At 68.0% G+C, this 14,292-nt stretch carries 14 protein-coding genes; all 14 read left to right on the forward strand.

The annotated features are described in order from the left end of the window. Positions 1 to 129: 129 nt before the first annotated feature. The 14 genes from ET445_RS06965 to ET445_RS07030 all read left to right on the forward strand — a co-directional run bounded on the left by ET445_RS06965 (position 130) and on the right by ET445_RS07030 (position 14,253). A complete protein-coding gene (locus ET445_RS06965) occupies positions 130 to 1,803 on the forward strand; it encodes a GspE/PulE family protein (RefSeq protein ID WP_129190079.1) in 1,674 nt (557 codons plus the stop codon). A gap of 27 nt (positions 1,804 to 1,830) precedes the next feature. After that, positions 1,831 to 3,183 (forward strand): type IV pilus twitching motility protein PilT, encoded by a 1,353-nt coding sequence (locus tag ET445_RS06970; RefSeq protein WP_129190081.1) that lies wholly within the window; start codon positions 1,831 to 1,833, stop codon positions 3,181 to 3,183. Beyond that, entirely contained in the window at positions 3,184 to 4,413 is a 1,230-nt protein-coding gene (locus ET445_RS06975) for a type II secretion system F family protein (RefSeq protein WP_243695362.1), read from the forward strand. It abuts the gene before it with no gap. 126 nt (positions 4,414 to 4,539) lie between these two features. Then, a complete protein-coding gene (locus ET445_RS06980) occupies positions 4,540 to 5,091 on the forward strand; it encodes a prepilin-type N-terminal cleavage/methylation domain-containing protein (RefSeq protein ID WP_243695363.1) in 552 nt (183 codons plus the stop codon). A 76-nt stretch (positions 5,092 to 5,167) separates the two neighbouring features. After that, positions 5,168 to 6,637: a type IV pilus modification PilV family protein gene (locus tag ET445_RS06985; protein WP_165314324.1), complete on the forward strand. Its 1,470-nt coding sequence runs from the start codon at positions 5,168 to 5,170 to the stop codon at positions 6,635 to 6,637. Next, complete coding sequence (locus tag ET445_RS06990; RefSeq protein ID WP_165314325.1) at positions 6,634 to 7,365, forward strand: type IV pilus modification PilV family protein; 732 nt, start codon at positions 6,634 to 6,636, stop codon at positions 7,363 to 7,365. The genes ET445_RS06985 and ET445_RS06990 overlap by 4 nt, the downstream gene beginning before the upstream one ends. Next, positions 7,362 to 9,185 carry a hypothetical protein gene (locus tag ET445_RS06995; protein WP_243695364.1) on the forward strand — a complete coding sequence of 608 codons (1,824 nt, stop codon included), beginning with the start codon at positions 7,362 to 7,364 and terminating at the stop codon, positions 9,183 to 9,185. Before ET445_RS06990 ends, ET445_RS06995 begins: the two co-directional genes overlap by 4 nt. 76 nt (positions 9,186 to 9,261) lie before the next feature. Next, positions 9,262 to 10,137: a prepilin peptidase gene (locus ET445_RS07000; RefSeq protein WP_129190087.1), complete on the forward strand. Its 876-nt coding sequence runs from the start codon at positions 9,262 to 9,264 to the stop codon at positions 10,135 to 10,137. A 180-nt stretch (positions 10,138 to 10,317) separates the two neighbouring features. After that, positions 10,318 to 11,370 (forward strand): type IV pilus assembly protein PilM, encoded by a 1,053-nt coding sequence (gene pilM, locus ET445_RS07005; protein ID WP_129190089.1) that lies wholly within the window; start codon positions 10,318 to 10,320, stop codon positions 11,368 to 11,370. Beyond that, positions 11,367 to 12,074, forward strand: coding sequence for a hypothetical protein (locus tag ET445_RS07010; RefSeq protein WP_129190091.1), 708 nt, complete (start codon positions 11,367 to 11,369; stop codon positions 12,072 to 12,074). Before pilM ends, ET445_RS07010 begins: the two co-directional genes overlap by 4 nt. Position 12,075: 1 nt before the next feature. Further along, positions 12,076 to 12,861, forward strand: coding sequence for a hypothetical protein (locus tag ET445_RS07015; protein ID WP_129190093.1), 786 nt, complete (start codon positions 12,076 to 12,078; stop codon positions 12,859 to 12,861). Between the two features lie 149 nt (positions 12,862 to 13,010). Next, positions 13,011 to 13,562 carry a type IV toxin-antitoxin system AbiEi family antitoxin domain-containing protein gene (locus tag ET445_RS07020; protein ID WP_129190095.1) on the forward strand — a complete coding sequence of 184 codons (552 nt, stop codon included), beginning with the start codon at positions 13,011 to 13,013 and terminating at the stop codon, positions 13,560 to 13,562. Then, positions 13,559 to 13,993: a hypothetical protein gene (locus ET445_RS07025; RefSeq protein WP_129190097.1), complete on the forward strand. Its 435-nt coding sequence runs from the start codon at positions 13,559 to 13,561 to the stop codon at positions 13,991 to 13,993. Before ET445_RS07020 ends, ET445_RS07025 begins: the two co-directional genes overlap by 4 nt. Next, positions 13,903 to 14,253 (forward strand): nucleotidyl transferase AbiEii/AbiGii toxin family protein, encoded by a 351-nt coding sequence (locus tag ET445_RS07030; RefSeq protein WP_341769743.1) that lies wholly within the window; start codon positions 13,903 to 13,905, stop codon positions 14,251 to 14,253. The genes ET445_RS07025 and ET445_RS07030 overlap by 91 nt, the downstream gene beginning before the upstream one ends. Positions 14,254 to 14,292 lie beyond the last annotated feature (39 nt).

The raw sequence follows: 14,292 nt of genomic DNA on the forward strand, positions 1-14,292 counted from the left end.
ATGGGGGTTCCCCCTAGTGGGGATGGGAGCGCGTTCATGCAAAGGCTTATGTTTCTCGTGCCCCATTACCCGAATGCGGAGCCGAGTACCCGCTCGCCTCCGTGACGCACCCCGACGAGGAGGTCGCGTGTGCCTGCTCTAGGCGAAATCCTCATCCTGCACGGCGATCTGCCGATCGAGCACCTCGACGAGATCGGCGCCCTCGACGACACCGATCTGCGCGCTGTCCAGCGGTTCCTCGACCGCGGCATCATCTCCGAGCGGCAACTCGCGCGCGCACGCGCGGTGCAGGCGAACACCGAGTACGTGCCCGACCTCCTCGACGTGCAGCTCGACCCGACCGCCGTGGACCTCGTGAGCGCGGCGACGTGCCGGCGGCACACGGTGCTGCCGGTCGGGTTCGACGAGGAGGGTCGCATCGCGATCGCGATGGTCGACCCGGGCGACGTGTTCGCGCTCGACGACGTGCGGGTCGAGTCGGGCCGGGAGGTGCACCCGGTCGTCGCGACGGCGACCGACGTGCTCGCGATGATCGCCCGCACGCACCGTGCCGACGAAGAGCTCAATGACCTGACGTCGACGATCGACGACGAGAACGACGAGCTCTCGGCCGATGCGTTCGCGGTCGCCGACGTCGAGGACGACGCCCCGATCGTGCGTCTCGTGAACCTGCTCGTGTCGCAGGCGATCGCCGACCACGCGTCCGACATCCACATCGAGCCGCAGGAGCACTCGCTGCGGGTCAGGTACCGCATCGACGGCGTGCTGCACGAGATGCAGCAGGCGCCGAAGTCGGTGCAGGCGGGCGTCGTGTCGCGGCTGAAGATCATGGCCGACATCGACATCGCCGAGCGGCGGAAGCCGCAGGACGGCCGCATGTCGGCGACGGTCGGCGGCCGCAAGATCGACTTGCGCGTGGCGACGCTGCCGACGGTGTGGGGCGAGAAGGTCGTCATGCGCATCCTCGACAATTCGCAGGCGGCGCTCGACCTGCAGGAGTTGGGGCTCAGCGACTCGAACTTCCGGGTGTACGAGAAGTCGTTCAAGAAGCCGCACGGCATGATCCTCGTGACGGGGCCGACGGGGTCGGGCAAGTCGACGACGCTGTACGCGACGCTCACGGCGGTCGCGCGGCCGCAGGTCAACGTCATCACGGTCGAAGACCCCGTGGAGTACCGCATGGCGGGCATCAACCAGGTGCAGGTGAACCCGAAGGCGGGCCTGACGTTCGCGAGCGCGCTGCGGAGCATCCTTCGTGCCGACCCCGACATCGTGCTCGTCGGCGAGATCCGCGACCGCGAGACCGCACAGATCGCGATCGAGGCATCCCTCACCGGCCACCTCGTGCTGTCGACGCTGCACACGAACGACGCGCCGAGCGCCGTGACGCGCCTCACCGAGATGGGCGTCGAGCCGTTCCTCGTGGGGTCGGCGGTCGATTGCGTGGTCGCGCAGCGGCTCGCGCGGCGGCTGTGCGAGCGGTGCAAGGAGCCCGTGGAGGTCACGGCGCAGGAGCTCGAGGCGGTGCGTTTCACGCTCGATCCGAAAGCGCCGGTTCCGACGATCTACGGACCGGTCGGATGTCACGCGTGCGCCAAGACCGGATACTCGGGCCGCATCGCGCTGCACGAGGTCATGGAGGTCGACGAGGACGTCGAGCGCCTCGCGGTCGACCGTGCGGCGGCGAGCGAGATCCGTCGGAGCGCGCAGTCGCACGGCATGCGGTCGCTGCGCGACGACGGTTGGGCGAAGGTGCGCGCGGGCGTGACCTCGATCGAAGAGATTCTGCGGGTGGCCGCGTAGCGGCGCGAGCGACGAGTGAGGATGCCGATGGACGACCGCAACATCCCCTGGACGGCCGACGAGGAGCTCGACGGCGCCAAGCACGTGTGGCCCGAGGGCGTCGAGCCCGACATCGACCGTGTGCTGCCGATCGTGCCCGAGGGCCGGCGCGCGGTGCCGGCGGTGTTCGACGCGAGCGGCGCGAGCGCGTCGGTCGTGCCGCTGACGCCCGCCGAGGAGGCGGCGCTCGCGGGCGCCGACCCGGTGCTCGTGAGCGCACTCGAGCAGGTCGAGCTGCCGAAGGTGTCCGACCTCCACATCGCGGTGGGGGCGGCGCCGACGTTCCGCGTCGACGGCGCGCTGCAGCAGGCGGAGGTGCCGGCGTGGGACGACGTGCGCGTGCGCGCGGCGCTCATGAGCATCCTGACGCCCGAGCAGCTCGAGCGCTTCGAGGACGAGCTCGAGCTCGACTTCTCGTTCGCGGTGTCGCCCGAGCGGCGCTTCCGCGTGAACTACTCGTTCCAGCGGGGGTCGCTCGCGGGCGCCTTCCGCATCATTCCCGCCGAGATCAAGGGCCTCGACGAACTGGGCGTGCCGAAGCAGGTCGCCCGCTTCGCGGGGCTCCCGCGCGGGCTCGTGCTCGTGACAGGCCCCACGGGCTCGGGCAAGTCGACGACGCTTGCGGCCCTCATCGACCTCGTGAACCGCACGCGCGCCGACCACATCGTGACGGTCGAGGATCCGATCGAGTTCCTCCACACGCACAAGCGCTCGATCGTGCATCAGCGCGAGGTCGGCCCCGACACGCACAGCTTCGCGACGGCGCTCAAGTACGTGCTGCGGCAGGACCCCGACGTCATCCTCATCGGCGAACTGCGCGACCTCGAGACGATCTCGGCGGCGCTGACGGCGGCCGAGACCGGTCACCTCGTCTTCGCGACGCTGCACACGCAGGATGCCCCGCAGACGATCGACCGCATCATCGACGTGTTCCCGCCGCACGCGCAGGGGCAGATCCGCCAGCAGCTCGCGGCGACGCTGCAGGGCATCGTGTGCCAGACGCTCGTGCGGCGCGCGACGGGTCAGGGGCGCACGATCGCGGCCGAGGTGCTCATCATGACGCCCGCGATCGCGAACCTCATCCGCGAGGGCAAGACGTACCAGGTGACGTCGGCGATGCAGGCGGGCCGTGAGCTCGGCATGCAGACCCTCGACCAGTCGCTCGCGCACCTCGTCGACCACGGCGTCATCACGAAGCGGTCGGCGCTCGAGAAGGCGCACGACCCCGACGCGTTCGAGCATCTCGTGCGGCGAGGCGGCGACGTCGACAAGTCGAACGCGCGGGCGCTCGGCGAGATCGACTTCGGCGATTCGTTCTCGGCGCAGATGGGGAGGCGATAGGTGGCTACCGCGGCATATGCGTACGTCGGTCGCGACGGCGCGGGCAAGCTCGTCAAGGGCAGAATGGATGCTCCGTCCGAGGCATCCGTCATGGGGCGCCTTGCGACCATGGGGCTCTCGCCCGTCTCGATCGAGGAGGCGCCTGCAGGCACGGGCCTGAACCGCGAGATCAACATCGGCGGGCCTGCGAGGGTCAAGCTCAAAGACCTCGCGGTGTCGAGCAGGCAGTTCGCGACGATGGTCGGTGCGGGCCTCTCGATCACCCGCACGCTCTCGGTGCTCGAGGAGCAGACGGCGTCGAAGCCGCTGAAAGAGATCCTCGGCAAGGTGCGCAGCGACGTCGAGGGCGGCTCTTCGGTCTCGGACGCGATGGCGAAGCATCCCAAGACCTTCCCGCCGCTCATGGTCAACATGGTGCGCGCGGGCGAGACGGGCGGCTTCCTCGACCGGGCGCTCTCGTCGGTCGCCGACAACTTCGAGAAAGAGGTGAAGCTGCGCGCCGCGATCAGGGCGGCGATGACCTACCCCGTCATCGTGCTCATCATGGCCGTGCTCGCGGTCATCGCGATGCTGCTGTTCATCGTGCCGATCTTCGCCGACATGTTCGCGGGGCTCGGCGCCGAGCTGCCGTGGCCGACGCAGGTGCTCGTCGTGGCGTCGCAGGCGGCGGTGTGGGTCATCCCGGCTCTCGCGATCCTCGCGATCATCTTCGCGATCTGGTGGTCGCGCAACAAGAACACCCCGTCGGTGCGGAAGTTCGTCGACCCCATCAAGCTCAAGGTGCCCGTGTTCGGGTCGCTCGCGCGCAAGATCGCGATCGCGCGCTTCGCGCGGGGGCTTAGCGACATGACGGGCGCGGGCGTGCCCATCCTCCAGTCGCTCAAGATCGTGGGCGACACGTCGGGCAACTGGGTCATCGAGAACGCGCTCGACCGCGTCGCCGAGTCGGTCAGGCAGGGCCAGTCGATCGCGGGGCCGCTCGCGACCGAGTCGGCGTTCCCGCCCATGGTCGTGCAGATGATCGCCGTCGGCGAAGACTCGGGGGCGCTCGAGCCCATGCTCGACAAGGTCGCCGACTTCTACGAGGACGAGGTCGAGACGGCCTCTGCGCAGCTCACGGCGACGATCGAGCCGCTGCTCATCGCGATCCTCGGCGTCGTCGTCGGTGGCATGGTCATCGCGCTCTACATGCCGATCTTCACGATCGCCACGGCGGTGCAGGGCAGCTAGCGGGGGGATGTCTCGGCACCGTCGCCGGCCTCGAGGGGGAGGCCGGGCGGCGGTGCCGCCATGCGTCACGAAATACCTTCTGATCAGGAAAAACGTCCCCCGGATTAGGGATATCGAGCATTGTTCATGCCGGCGTATGTTCATCACACCGAAGCCGACGACGTCGTCGGACCCGGTGCCCCATCTCAACCCGAAAGAATGGATATCACCGTGATCAAGCGGATCCTCGAGCGCCTCGAAGAGCGACGCTCCGAACTCAAGGAAGACGACCGCGGCTTCACGCTCATCGAGCTGCTCGTCGTCGTCATCATCATCGGCATCCTCGTCGCGATCGCCATCCCGGTGTACATCGGGCTGCAGAACGGGGCGAAGGATGCGGCCGCGCAGTCGGACCTCACGAACGCGAAGATCGCCGTCATCGCCTACTACACGGAAGGTGGAACCGCGGCGAACATCGGCACGGCGGACCTGACCTCCTACGGATGGGTCGACAGCAGTTCTAACGCCAACGGGCCGACCATCAGCGCGCCGACCACAAGTTCCTCGACCGCGTTCTGCATCTCGACCGTGAGCGAGGCGGGTGACACCTTCGCGGTGAGCGCCGCTCATGCCCCGGCGAAGGGAACCTGCTCCGGCAACACCTGGACTCCACCGGCGGTCGACCCTGAGGACGAGTAGCCCGCGACGCGGGGCGATCGCCGGAAGCGACCGCCCCGCGGTTCTCTCCATACGACTGAACCAAGAGGAATGCCCCGTGCAGCACCCCAAGCCCCTCAACAAGCCCGAAGCGGCCGGCGACGACGCCGGCTTCGGGCTCGTCGAAGTGCTCGTGGCGATGCTCGTCTTCGCGATCGTGGCCGTGAGCGTTGCCTACTCAGTGACGCTCACACTCACGACGACCAAGGATTCGAAGGCCCGCGAGATCGCGCTGAATCTCGCCTCCGCCGAGATCGATTCGGTACGCGCGATCGGCGACCCGTTCGACGTCTTCTCTGCGACGTCGACGGTCACCCAGGGCGAGACCTACACGATCCAGCGCGTGGCGTCATGGGTGAGTGCCGCGGGCGCAGATGCCACGTGCTCGGCCTCGGGCGGCACCCTCCGATACAAGCGCGTGAACGTCACGGTGACGTGGACTGGGATGGGCCCGACGGGAATCGCCGCGCGGGCCGACACGCTTATGGCGCCGACGAGCCGCATCAACGATCCGGCGAAGGGCACGATCTTCATTTCGGTGCTCGGGGCTAACGGCCTCGGACTGGCAGGCGTGACACCGACGGTGTCGGGCACGAGTTCGCCGCCCGTCGAGCCGACCGACATCGAGGGGTGCAGCTTCGTCCTGGGCGTCACGCCCGGCAACTACAGCGTGTCGCTCAACCTGCCGAACTACGTCGACACGACCCACACTCAGAACTCCCGAGTGCCGGTCGCGACGGGTACTCTCGCAGTCGTGGCCGGGGCATCGACCTCGTTCCAGTTCCAGTACGACCGGGCAGGCCTGTTCCCGACGCGCTACGCGACGAACAGGGCGGCGCTCGCCACAACTCCGAACATGGCGATCACCTTCCCGCCGAACCTGAAGACGAACTTCGTCAGCACGCTGGGCGTCTATCCGCGAACGGAGTCGCCGACCGAGTCGGGTAGCAATCCACGTGTCGCGACCTTGTCGACGTCGACCAAGCTCTTCCCGGTGCAGAGCGGCTACCAGGCCTTCGCGGGCGACTACCGTGCGACGACTCCCGAACAGGCCGGTTGCGAAGTCGCCGACCCCGCCGCTTGGGGCCTCGACAACTCCACGGGCGTCGACCTCATCGGTCAGCGTTCGCAAGGCCAGTTCGCGGCTCCGGGCGCCACTGCATCGCCGATCAACGTGCCGATGGGTATCGTGCAGGTCGCGCGAACGGCGTCGAGTAATCGGAACAACCTGGTGGCGGTGCAGGTGACCGCGCCCCAGGTCGACGGCGAGCCGACTTGTGCAACGAGCCCGCTCACAATCCGATTCGGCGCAGTCTTCACCAACAACAACGCGATCCGCATTGCGCTCCCATTCGGGAGTTGGAGACTTTATGCGACGCGCCAGAGCACTACGAGCGTGCCAGGCAGCGACGCGACCGTGATGGTTCAGCCTCAGCATGTCACGGTGCTCAGCAATGTGATTCCCGGCCGTGCGAACGCCGATGCGACGGGAATCATCACCATCGACCCCCGTGGGATCACGCCGTGAGCGCCCGCGCACGTCGGGGCATCGCGTCTGTGGCCGCCCGTCTCCGCCGTGAAGAGGCGGGTCTGACCCTCGTCGAACTCCTCGTCGCGGTCATCCTCATGGGCATCATCCTCACGATCGTCGCGAGTCTCTTCGTGACGACCACGAGGTCGACCGCGCAAAGCGGTGAAGTGCACGAGGCGACGGGCAATGTCTCGAACATGGCGAACGCCATGAACGGCGTCATCCGCTTCGCGACCACGAATCCGAAGAGCGGCTCGACGATTCCCGATCCGGCGATAGTCGAGGCCCGAGCCAACGAGCTTGTGCTCATGGCCGTTGTCCAGGTGTCCGCGACCGTCGAGCCGCAGGGCCGGCCTCCGCGGCCGACGCTCGTCGAGTACTCGATCGTAGGAGCCGGGCGTGAGCTCCAAGAACGTCGGTGGAACCCGACCGGTTCTAACTCCAACTGGGTGTTCGGCGGGAGCGACCCGACAACCCAGACACCGGCTTCTATCCGCAGTCTCGGTGGGCGGCTCAGCACAGGAGGTGCGGTGTTCACCTACTTCGACATCAACGGCGCCCTACTCAATCCCGGCACCGGTCAACTCGATGCGACCAACCGGGCCAAGGTCGCTGCGATCGGCATCCGGTTGTCGGTCGTGCCGCCCGACGAACCGACCGCGAACCCGGTGGTCATCGAGCGCCGCATCCCGCTCACCAATCTCGGACTTCGGGAGCCGTCATGATCCGTCTACGCGATCCGCATCCCATCGGCATGCTGCGTCGTCTCCGTGACGACGAGCGAGGCGCGGCGCTCGCGACCGTGCTCGGCGTCTCGATCGTGCTGCTCATCCTCATCGCGATCGGTGCAAGTTACTCGATTTCGGGGATGCGCAAGACGGCGACCGACGCCGACGGGTCCGGCGCGCTTGCCGCTGCCTACGCGGGCGCCGACGAGTACACGAGTCGGCTCTCTAACGACGCGCGCTATTCGAGGTTCGGCAACCCGGCGTCTCCGTTCACGATCGCAACCGGAAGTGCGGGCAAAGTCACACTTCCGACGGGGACGGACTCGAACCCCGCCTTCCAGGTCAACTCCGGCGGGTCGTGGGGAGCGGTCGACGGGTCGGGCGGCCGGGCGAGCTACCGCTACGAGATCGACAACGCCGACTACGACCGCACTGGGGTCATCCGGGTGCGATCGACCGGCAAGGTCGGCAACGAGACGCGCAGCATCATCGTGAGCATCAAGCAGCGCGGCTTCATCGATTACCTGTACTTCACCGACCTCGAGACGATCGATCCGGACATCCGGCCCGCATGCAACCTGATCTACGACTACATCCAGTCGCACTCGAACGACTGCAGGATCAGGTTCATCCCATCCGACACACTCCATGGTCCGGTGCACTCGAATGACACCATCTCGATGTGCGGCAGGCCGACCTTCGAGGGTGCGGTCTCCACCGGTGATCCGCGGAACTCGAACTGGTACGACGACACGAGTTGCACGGGAAACCCGGACTTCCAGGCAGGTGATCCTGTCTCCGTCGCGCCGCTTCCGATGCCGCCCACTAATACCGCGTTGGCGAACGAGGCGCGGGCAGACATGCCCGATACCGTCCCGAGGCCGGGCTGCATGTACACCGGGCCGACCCGCATCGTTTTCAACGCGAACCAGACGGTGACGATCAAGTCGCCGCTGACGATCTGGACTCAACCGGGCGCGACGGCCGGGGCGAGTCGGAACCCCACCGGCTGCGGTACTCCGGGGACCGGCCCAGGGGGTCTCGCATCGAATGGCGGCGCAACCGTTTCGACGCTTGGGTCGCCACTCGATCACAACCTCATTTGGGTTCAGGGCGTGCCGACGAATACCAGTGATCCGAACTACCGAGCGACGCCGACCTCGACGAGCACCGGCTTACCGGGCACCTTCAAGTGCCTCGCGGCGTACACGGGGCAGAACCAAGGTACCGGTAACAACCGGCCGGCGACGAACGACCAGCCCGATGGATGGTCGTTCGGAAGCGGAACGTCGCTCATCAGATATCCGCTTGCGAACGAACGGAAGCCGACCACGTCCAGTTCGACGGCCACGCCTTACGGATGCGCGAACGGCGATGTCTACGTCGAGGGGACCATGACCGGCGCGATCACTATCGCCGCCGCGAACTTCGTGTACGTCACCGACTCGATCAGGTACGGCAACAGCGAGGTCGACATGCTTGGGCTCATCGGTCAGAACTCGGTCTGGGTGTGGGATCCGTACACGTGCGACGTCGAAACTCGCGACGGTGTCCAGAGGCCAGGTCGTGACAACTGCAGTGTTCGCACCGGGTCGGCGAACCGTCAGATCGACGCCGCGATCCTCTCGGTCGCGCACACGTTCATGGTGCAGAACTACGATGTCGACCTTCGGGGCACGCTCACGGTCCGCGGCTCGATCGCGCAGAAGTTCCGAGGCACCGTGTCGACGTTCAGCGGCAATACCCGCTCGAACGGGTACGCCAAGAACTACAACTACGACGAGCGGTTCAAGACGATCGCCCCCCCAAGTTCCTGACCCCGACGTCCACCACGTACGGCGTCACCCAATACGCCTCGACGAACCCCGCGTTCTCGGCGAACGGGGCCCCGAGATGACCCCCACGACCGCTGAGTTCATCCCCGCCTTCACGATCACCGTCGCAGGGGTCCTGGGCCTTGCGATCGGCTCCTTCCTGAACGTCGTCGTGCACCGGGTGCCGGCGGGGCGCTCGCTCGTCTCGCCCCCGAGCACGTGTCCGCAGTGCGGGTCGCAGATCCGCGCGTACGACAACGTGCCGGTGCTGTCGTGGCTCGCGCTGCGGGGGAAGTGCCGCGACTGCGGGACATCCATCTCTGCGCGTTACCCGCTCGTCGAGCTGACGACGGGCGCCGCGTTCGCGGCCATCGCGGGCTGGATCTTCACAGGGCCCGCGGGCGCGATCGCGAACGCGTCGCCGGGCATGCTCGTGCACCGCATCCTCGAACTGGTCATCCTGCTCGTGTTCGCGGGCGTCTCGATCTCGCTCACGCTCATCGACCTCGACACCCACCGGCTGCCCAATGCGATCGTCGGGCCTGCGGCGATCGGCCTCGGCGGGCTCGTCGTCGTCACGTCGCTCGTGAGCGGCCACCCCGATGCGATCTGGCGCTCGGCGGCGGGCGGCGCGGCGCTTTTCGCCGCCTACCTGCTGCTCGCGTACGTGTCGCGCGGCGGCATGGGCCTCGGCGACGTCAAGCTCGCGGGCGTCATCGGCATCGTCCTCGGCTACTTCGGCTGGCCCGAGCTCGTCGTCGGCGCGTTCGCGGCGTTCCTCTACGGCGGCGTCGTCGCGATCGTCCTCCTCGCGCTCGGCCGCGCCGACCGCAAGACGGGCGTGCCGTTCGGCCCCGCCATGCTCCTCGGCGCGTGGACCGGCCTCATCGTCGGCACCGCGGTCGCCGGCTGGTACCTGTCGCTCTCGGGGGTCGCGGTCGCAGGGCTCCCATAAAGCGTCCGGATGCCCCGGGGCGGGCCGGTCCCGACGAGTCGGCCCCGAGGCATCCGGATCACCCACCGAGACATCCGAAATCAGCAGCCCGAGACATCCGCCCCGATCACCCACCCGTTACCCGACTACCCGAACACCCACCCGAACACCGCACCTGAAACCCGAACGAAGGACGAACCCATGGCCAAGAGCATCGTCGGTATCGACATCGGCAACAGCTCCGTGCGCGCCGCCGAGATCGGCGGCACGCAGAAGGGCAAACCGGTCCTCACGCACTACGCCGAGGTGCTGCTGCCCGAGGGCGCCGTCGTGGGCGGCGAGGTGAAGGAATCGAACACGGTCGCGACGGCCGTTCGCACCCTGTGGCAGCGCGGCGGCTTCACGACGCGAGACGTCGTGCTCGGCGTCGGCAACGAGAAGGTCCTCGCGCGCGACTTCACCGTTCGCAAGGCGACGATGGCGCAGATCCGCGACTCGCTTCCGTTCGAGGCACGGGACGTGCTGCCGATGGCGGTCACCGACGCCGTCCTCGACTTCTCGCCGACGGCCGAGGCGATGAGCGAGCACGGGCCCGTGCTGAAGGGCCTGCTCATCGCGGCCCCGAAGGACGCCGTGCTCGGCAACGTCCGCACCGTGCAGGGCGCCGGCCTCAAGGCGACCGACGTCGACCTCATCCCGTTCGCGCTCACGCGTGCGATCGTCACGCGGCCCGGCATCACCGGCACCGTCGCCGTCGTCGACATCGGCGCCGAGACGACCACGACGGTCGTCGTGCGCGAGGGCGTGCCGCAGTTCATCCGCATCGTCCCGACGGGCGGCAACCGCGTGACGGCCGAACTTCTGAGCGGTCTCGACGCCGACCCGCCCGCCGCCGAAGCGCTCAAGCGCGACCTCGGCCTGCGACTCGTCGACGCCGAGACCCCCGACGGGCGCGAGGCGGTCGGACTGATCGCGAGCGTCGTGCGCGAGCAGCTCGCGAGCGTCCGCAACACGATCGCCTACTATCAGTCGACCCGCCCCGACGAGCCCGTCACGCGCGTGCTGCTCTCGGGCGGCGGCGCGCAGCTCAAGGGGCTCGCGGGAGCGCTGAGCGACCTCGCCCGCCTCCCCGTCGAGCACGTCGACCCGCTCGCGGGCGTCGCCCTCGGGCGGCGGCTCGAACGCAAGGGCCTCCTCGGAGACCCCCGCCACATGGCCGTCGCCGTCGGCCTCGCACTGGGGAGCGCAGCATGAGCGACAAAAGCAGGGCCGGCGGCCGCGGCTTCGTGGGCGGCGAGCCGCGCGCGAGCCTCCTCCCCGCCGAGATCCGAGAAGAACGGGCCGCGAAGAGCGTCCGCACGGGGCTCCTCCTCGGCGTCGCGGCGACCGTCGTCGTCGCGGGCGCCGCGACCGTGGGCGTCTTCTTCTGGCAGATGCAGACCGCGCTCCAGCTCGAGGCCGCCCGGAACCATACGACCGACCTGCTGCAGGCGCAGACCGAGTACGGCGAGATCCGCCAGCTCCGGTCGGATGTCACGATGGTGCAGGCCGCGCAGCGCATCGGCGTCTCGACCGAGATCGACTGGCAGGACTACCTGCAGCAGGTGCAGGCGACCCTCCCCGCGGGCGTCGTCATCACCCAGCTGAAGCTCGACTCCGCGAGCCCGCTCGCCGAGTACGCCCAGTCGACCGCGCCGCTCCAGGGCGAGCGCATCGCGACGATCGCGTTCACCGCGACGAGCACGACGCTCCCCGACGTGCCGCGCTGGCTCGACAACCTCGCGACCCTCCCCGGCTACGCCGACGCACTGCCGGGCGAGACGACCGCGAACGAGGACGGCACGTGGACGGTCAACATCACGATGCACGTCGGCGACGCCGTCTTCACCGACCGCTTCGCACCGCCCGAGGCCGAAGGCGACGGCGAACCCGCATCGACCGAGAACGGAGGTGAGTGAGATGGCGCAGAACCGACTCTGGGTCGTGGGCTCCGTCGCCGCGATGATCGTGATCGCGCTCCTCGCGTGGTTCATCGGAATCCAGCCGCAACTGTCCTCGATCGCGTCGATCAACGCCGAACGGCAGACCGTCGACGCGCAGAACGCCGCCCAGCAGGCCGTGCTCGACCAGCTCGAGCGCGACAAGAAGGACGAGAAGCAGCTCCGTGCCGAGTACGACCTCGCGTCGCGCTCGGTGCCCGCCGGCACGGGTGTGCCCCGTTACATCGACCAGCTCAACGCGCTCGCCGCCCAGACGGGCGTCACGCTCACGCGCATCACGGTGAGCGACGCGGCGGCGTTCGAGGTCGCGGCGCCCGCCGAGAGCGCCCCCATCGAGGACGAGAACACGGCGGATGCCTCGGGCGACGCCTCGTCCGACGGGTCGGCCGAAACGGCGGCGGATGTCTCGGGGTCGGCGCAACCCGTCGGCCTCGGGCCGCTCACGCCCGCGAACTTCGCCTACCTCGGCATCGGCATCGAGATCGAGGGCGAATACGCCAACGTGCTCGCGTTCGTGCACGGCCTCCAGACGGGCGAGCGGCTCATGCTCGTGAACGCCGTCGAGGCGAGCAGCGTGCAGGCCGAAACGCAGGTGAACGAGGATGGCGTCGAGATCCCCGTCGAGGCCGGGCCGCAGAAGTACAGCGCGAGCATCTCGGGACTCATCTACTCGCTCGTCGATGCGGGAGCGGTCGGCTCGACCGCGACCGACACCGGCGCGCAAGAAGCAGCGGGGGAGAACTGACCCCCGCCGAGTGACCCGCACCCCCCTGCGGGCACAGACGGAACCGCCCCGGCGACCTGCCCCGGGGCGGTTTCGTGTGCGGCGGCTGCCGCCAGTTCTGGGTCAATTGTCTATCTTTTTCGATAGACATTTGCCAGGATGGAAGCGATATGACCGAACGCCAGGAGCTCTGGAACGTCGCCGTCGAGCAAGACGGCTACGTGACCGCGCACGACCTCAAAGTCCTCGGGCTCGATAAGAACACGCTCGCCGAACTCGCGCATCGCGGCAAACTGAGTCGAGAGGCATTCGGGGTCTACCGGTTCGAGGAGTTTCCGCACAGTCGAGCTGCCGACTACCGATTCGCAGTTCTCTGGACCGGAAGACCTGCAGCCGTGTTGTCGCATGACACAGCGCTGAGCCTGCTCGAGCTATCGGACATCAATCCGCCCGACATCCACGTCACGGTTCCGGTCGGCGAGCGGATCCGCAGAGCGGGCGGGCAGGGAGTCGTCGTCCATCACGAGGATCTCGACGAGAGCGAACTCGGATGGTGGGAAGGGATCCGCTGCGTTAAGCCGTTCACTGCGATTCGACAGGCGATCGACACGCATGTGCCAGCCCAGCTGATCGAGCAGGCGATCGTCGAAGCGCGAAGCAGAGGCGAAATCACCCGGGATCAACAGGCCGTCCTCGAGCAGTTGGTGAGCCGCGCACGATGAAAGACCCGTTCGCCATGCTTCCCGTCAAGTCTCGGACGCCGTCGAGCACAGGCATCCTCGATCAATGGGTGACCCAGGCGCAGCGGCTCATCGGCGCACGCGGAGAGCGGACCCGCTGGGTGCTCGCCTCGACGATCGTCGCCGCTGCGCTGCAGCGGGCGCACATGCACGACGGGACCCCACTCTTCGTGGTCAAGGGCGGAGTCTTCATCGAGCGTGCCCTCGATCTTCGGGCGCGGGCCACGAAGGACCTCGACACGCTCTTCCGGGGCGCGGTCGCAGAGTTCGAGCGGACTGTCGACTCCGCCCTCGCCGAGCCGTGGGGCGTCCTCGAGATCAAGTGGCGCAGAAGCTCCACGCCTGCTCGGACCCCCATCGACCGCCGACCCAGGCGAATCTCAGGGTGCGAGATCTCGTGGACCTGGTCTTGATCAAAGACGCGTTGTACCCGACGGCAGCGGATCTCGCCGATGTGAGGGCGGCCGCGGTCGACGTCTTCGAATCTCGGGCGCTGGTTGCCGAGGCCGCGGGCGTTGAGAAGCGAACCTGGCCGCCGACGATCGTGACGAACGAGCTTTGGGAGTCCGAGTGGTTCGCCCCAGCCATCGACGGCGGCGTCGACCGGAGCCTCGCCGAGGCGATCGAGGTACTCAACGGATGGATCGCGGCGATCGATCGGTTCGAAACCTGAGCGTCCCGCGCGAATAGCCGGGTCGGATCCGCGATTCGG

The organism is Agromyces protaetiae (assembly GCF_004135405.1).
Lineage (GTDB): Bacteria > Actinomycetota > Actinomycetes > Actinomycetales > Microbacteriaceae > Agromyces > Agromyces protaetiae.

Bases quoted from the DNA above. Each gene is read 5' to 3' on its own strand.
- ET445_RS07025 (WP_129190097.1), top strand. From the start codon at position 13,559: ATGAAAGACCCGTTCGCCATGCTTCCCGTCAAGTCTCGGACGCCGTCG.
- ET445_RS06980 (WP_243695363.1), top strand. From the start codon at position 4,540: ATGCCGGCGTATGTTCATCACACCGAAGCCGACGACGTCGTCGGACCC.
- ET445_RS06970 (WP_129190081.1), top strand. From the start codon at position 1,831: ATGGACGACCGCAACATCCCCTGGACGGCCGACGAGGAGCTCGACGGC.
- ET445_RS07010 (WP_129190091.1), top strand. From the start codon at position 11,367: ATGAGCGACAAAAGCAGGGCCGGCGGCCGCGGCTTCGTGGGCGGCGAG.
- ET445_RS07000 (WP_129190087.1), top strand. From the start codon at position 9,262: ATGACCCCCACGACCGCTGAGTTCATCCCCGCCTTCACGATCACCGTC.
- pilM (WP_129190089.1), top strand. From the start codon at position 10,318: ATGGCCAAGAGCATCGTCGGTATCGACATCGGCAACAGCTCCGTGCGC.
- ET445_RS06995 (WP_243695364.1), top strand. From the start codon at position 7,362: ATGATCCGTCTACGCGATCCGCATCCCATCGGCATGCTGCGTCGTCTC.
- ET445_RS07015 (WP_129190093.1), top strand. From the start codon at position 12,076: ATGGCGCAGAACCGACTCTGGGTCGTGGGCTCCGTCGCCGCGATGATC.
- ET445_RS07020 (WP_129190095.1), top strand. From the start codon at position 13,011: ATGACCGAACGCCAGGAGCTCTGGAACGTCGCCGTCGAGCAAGACGGC.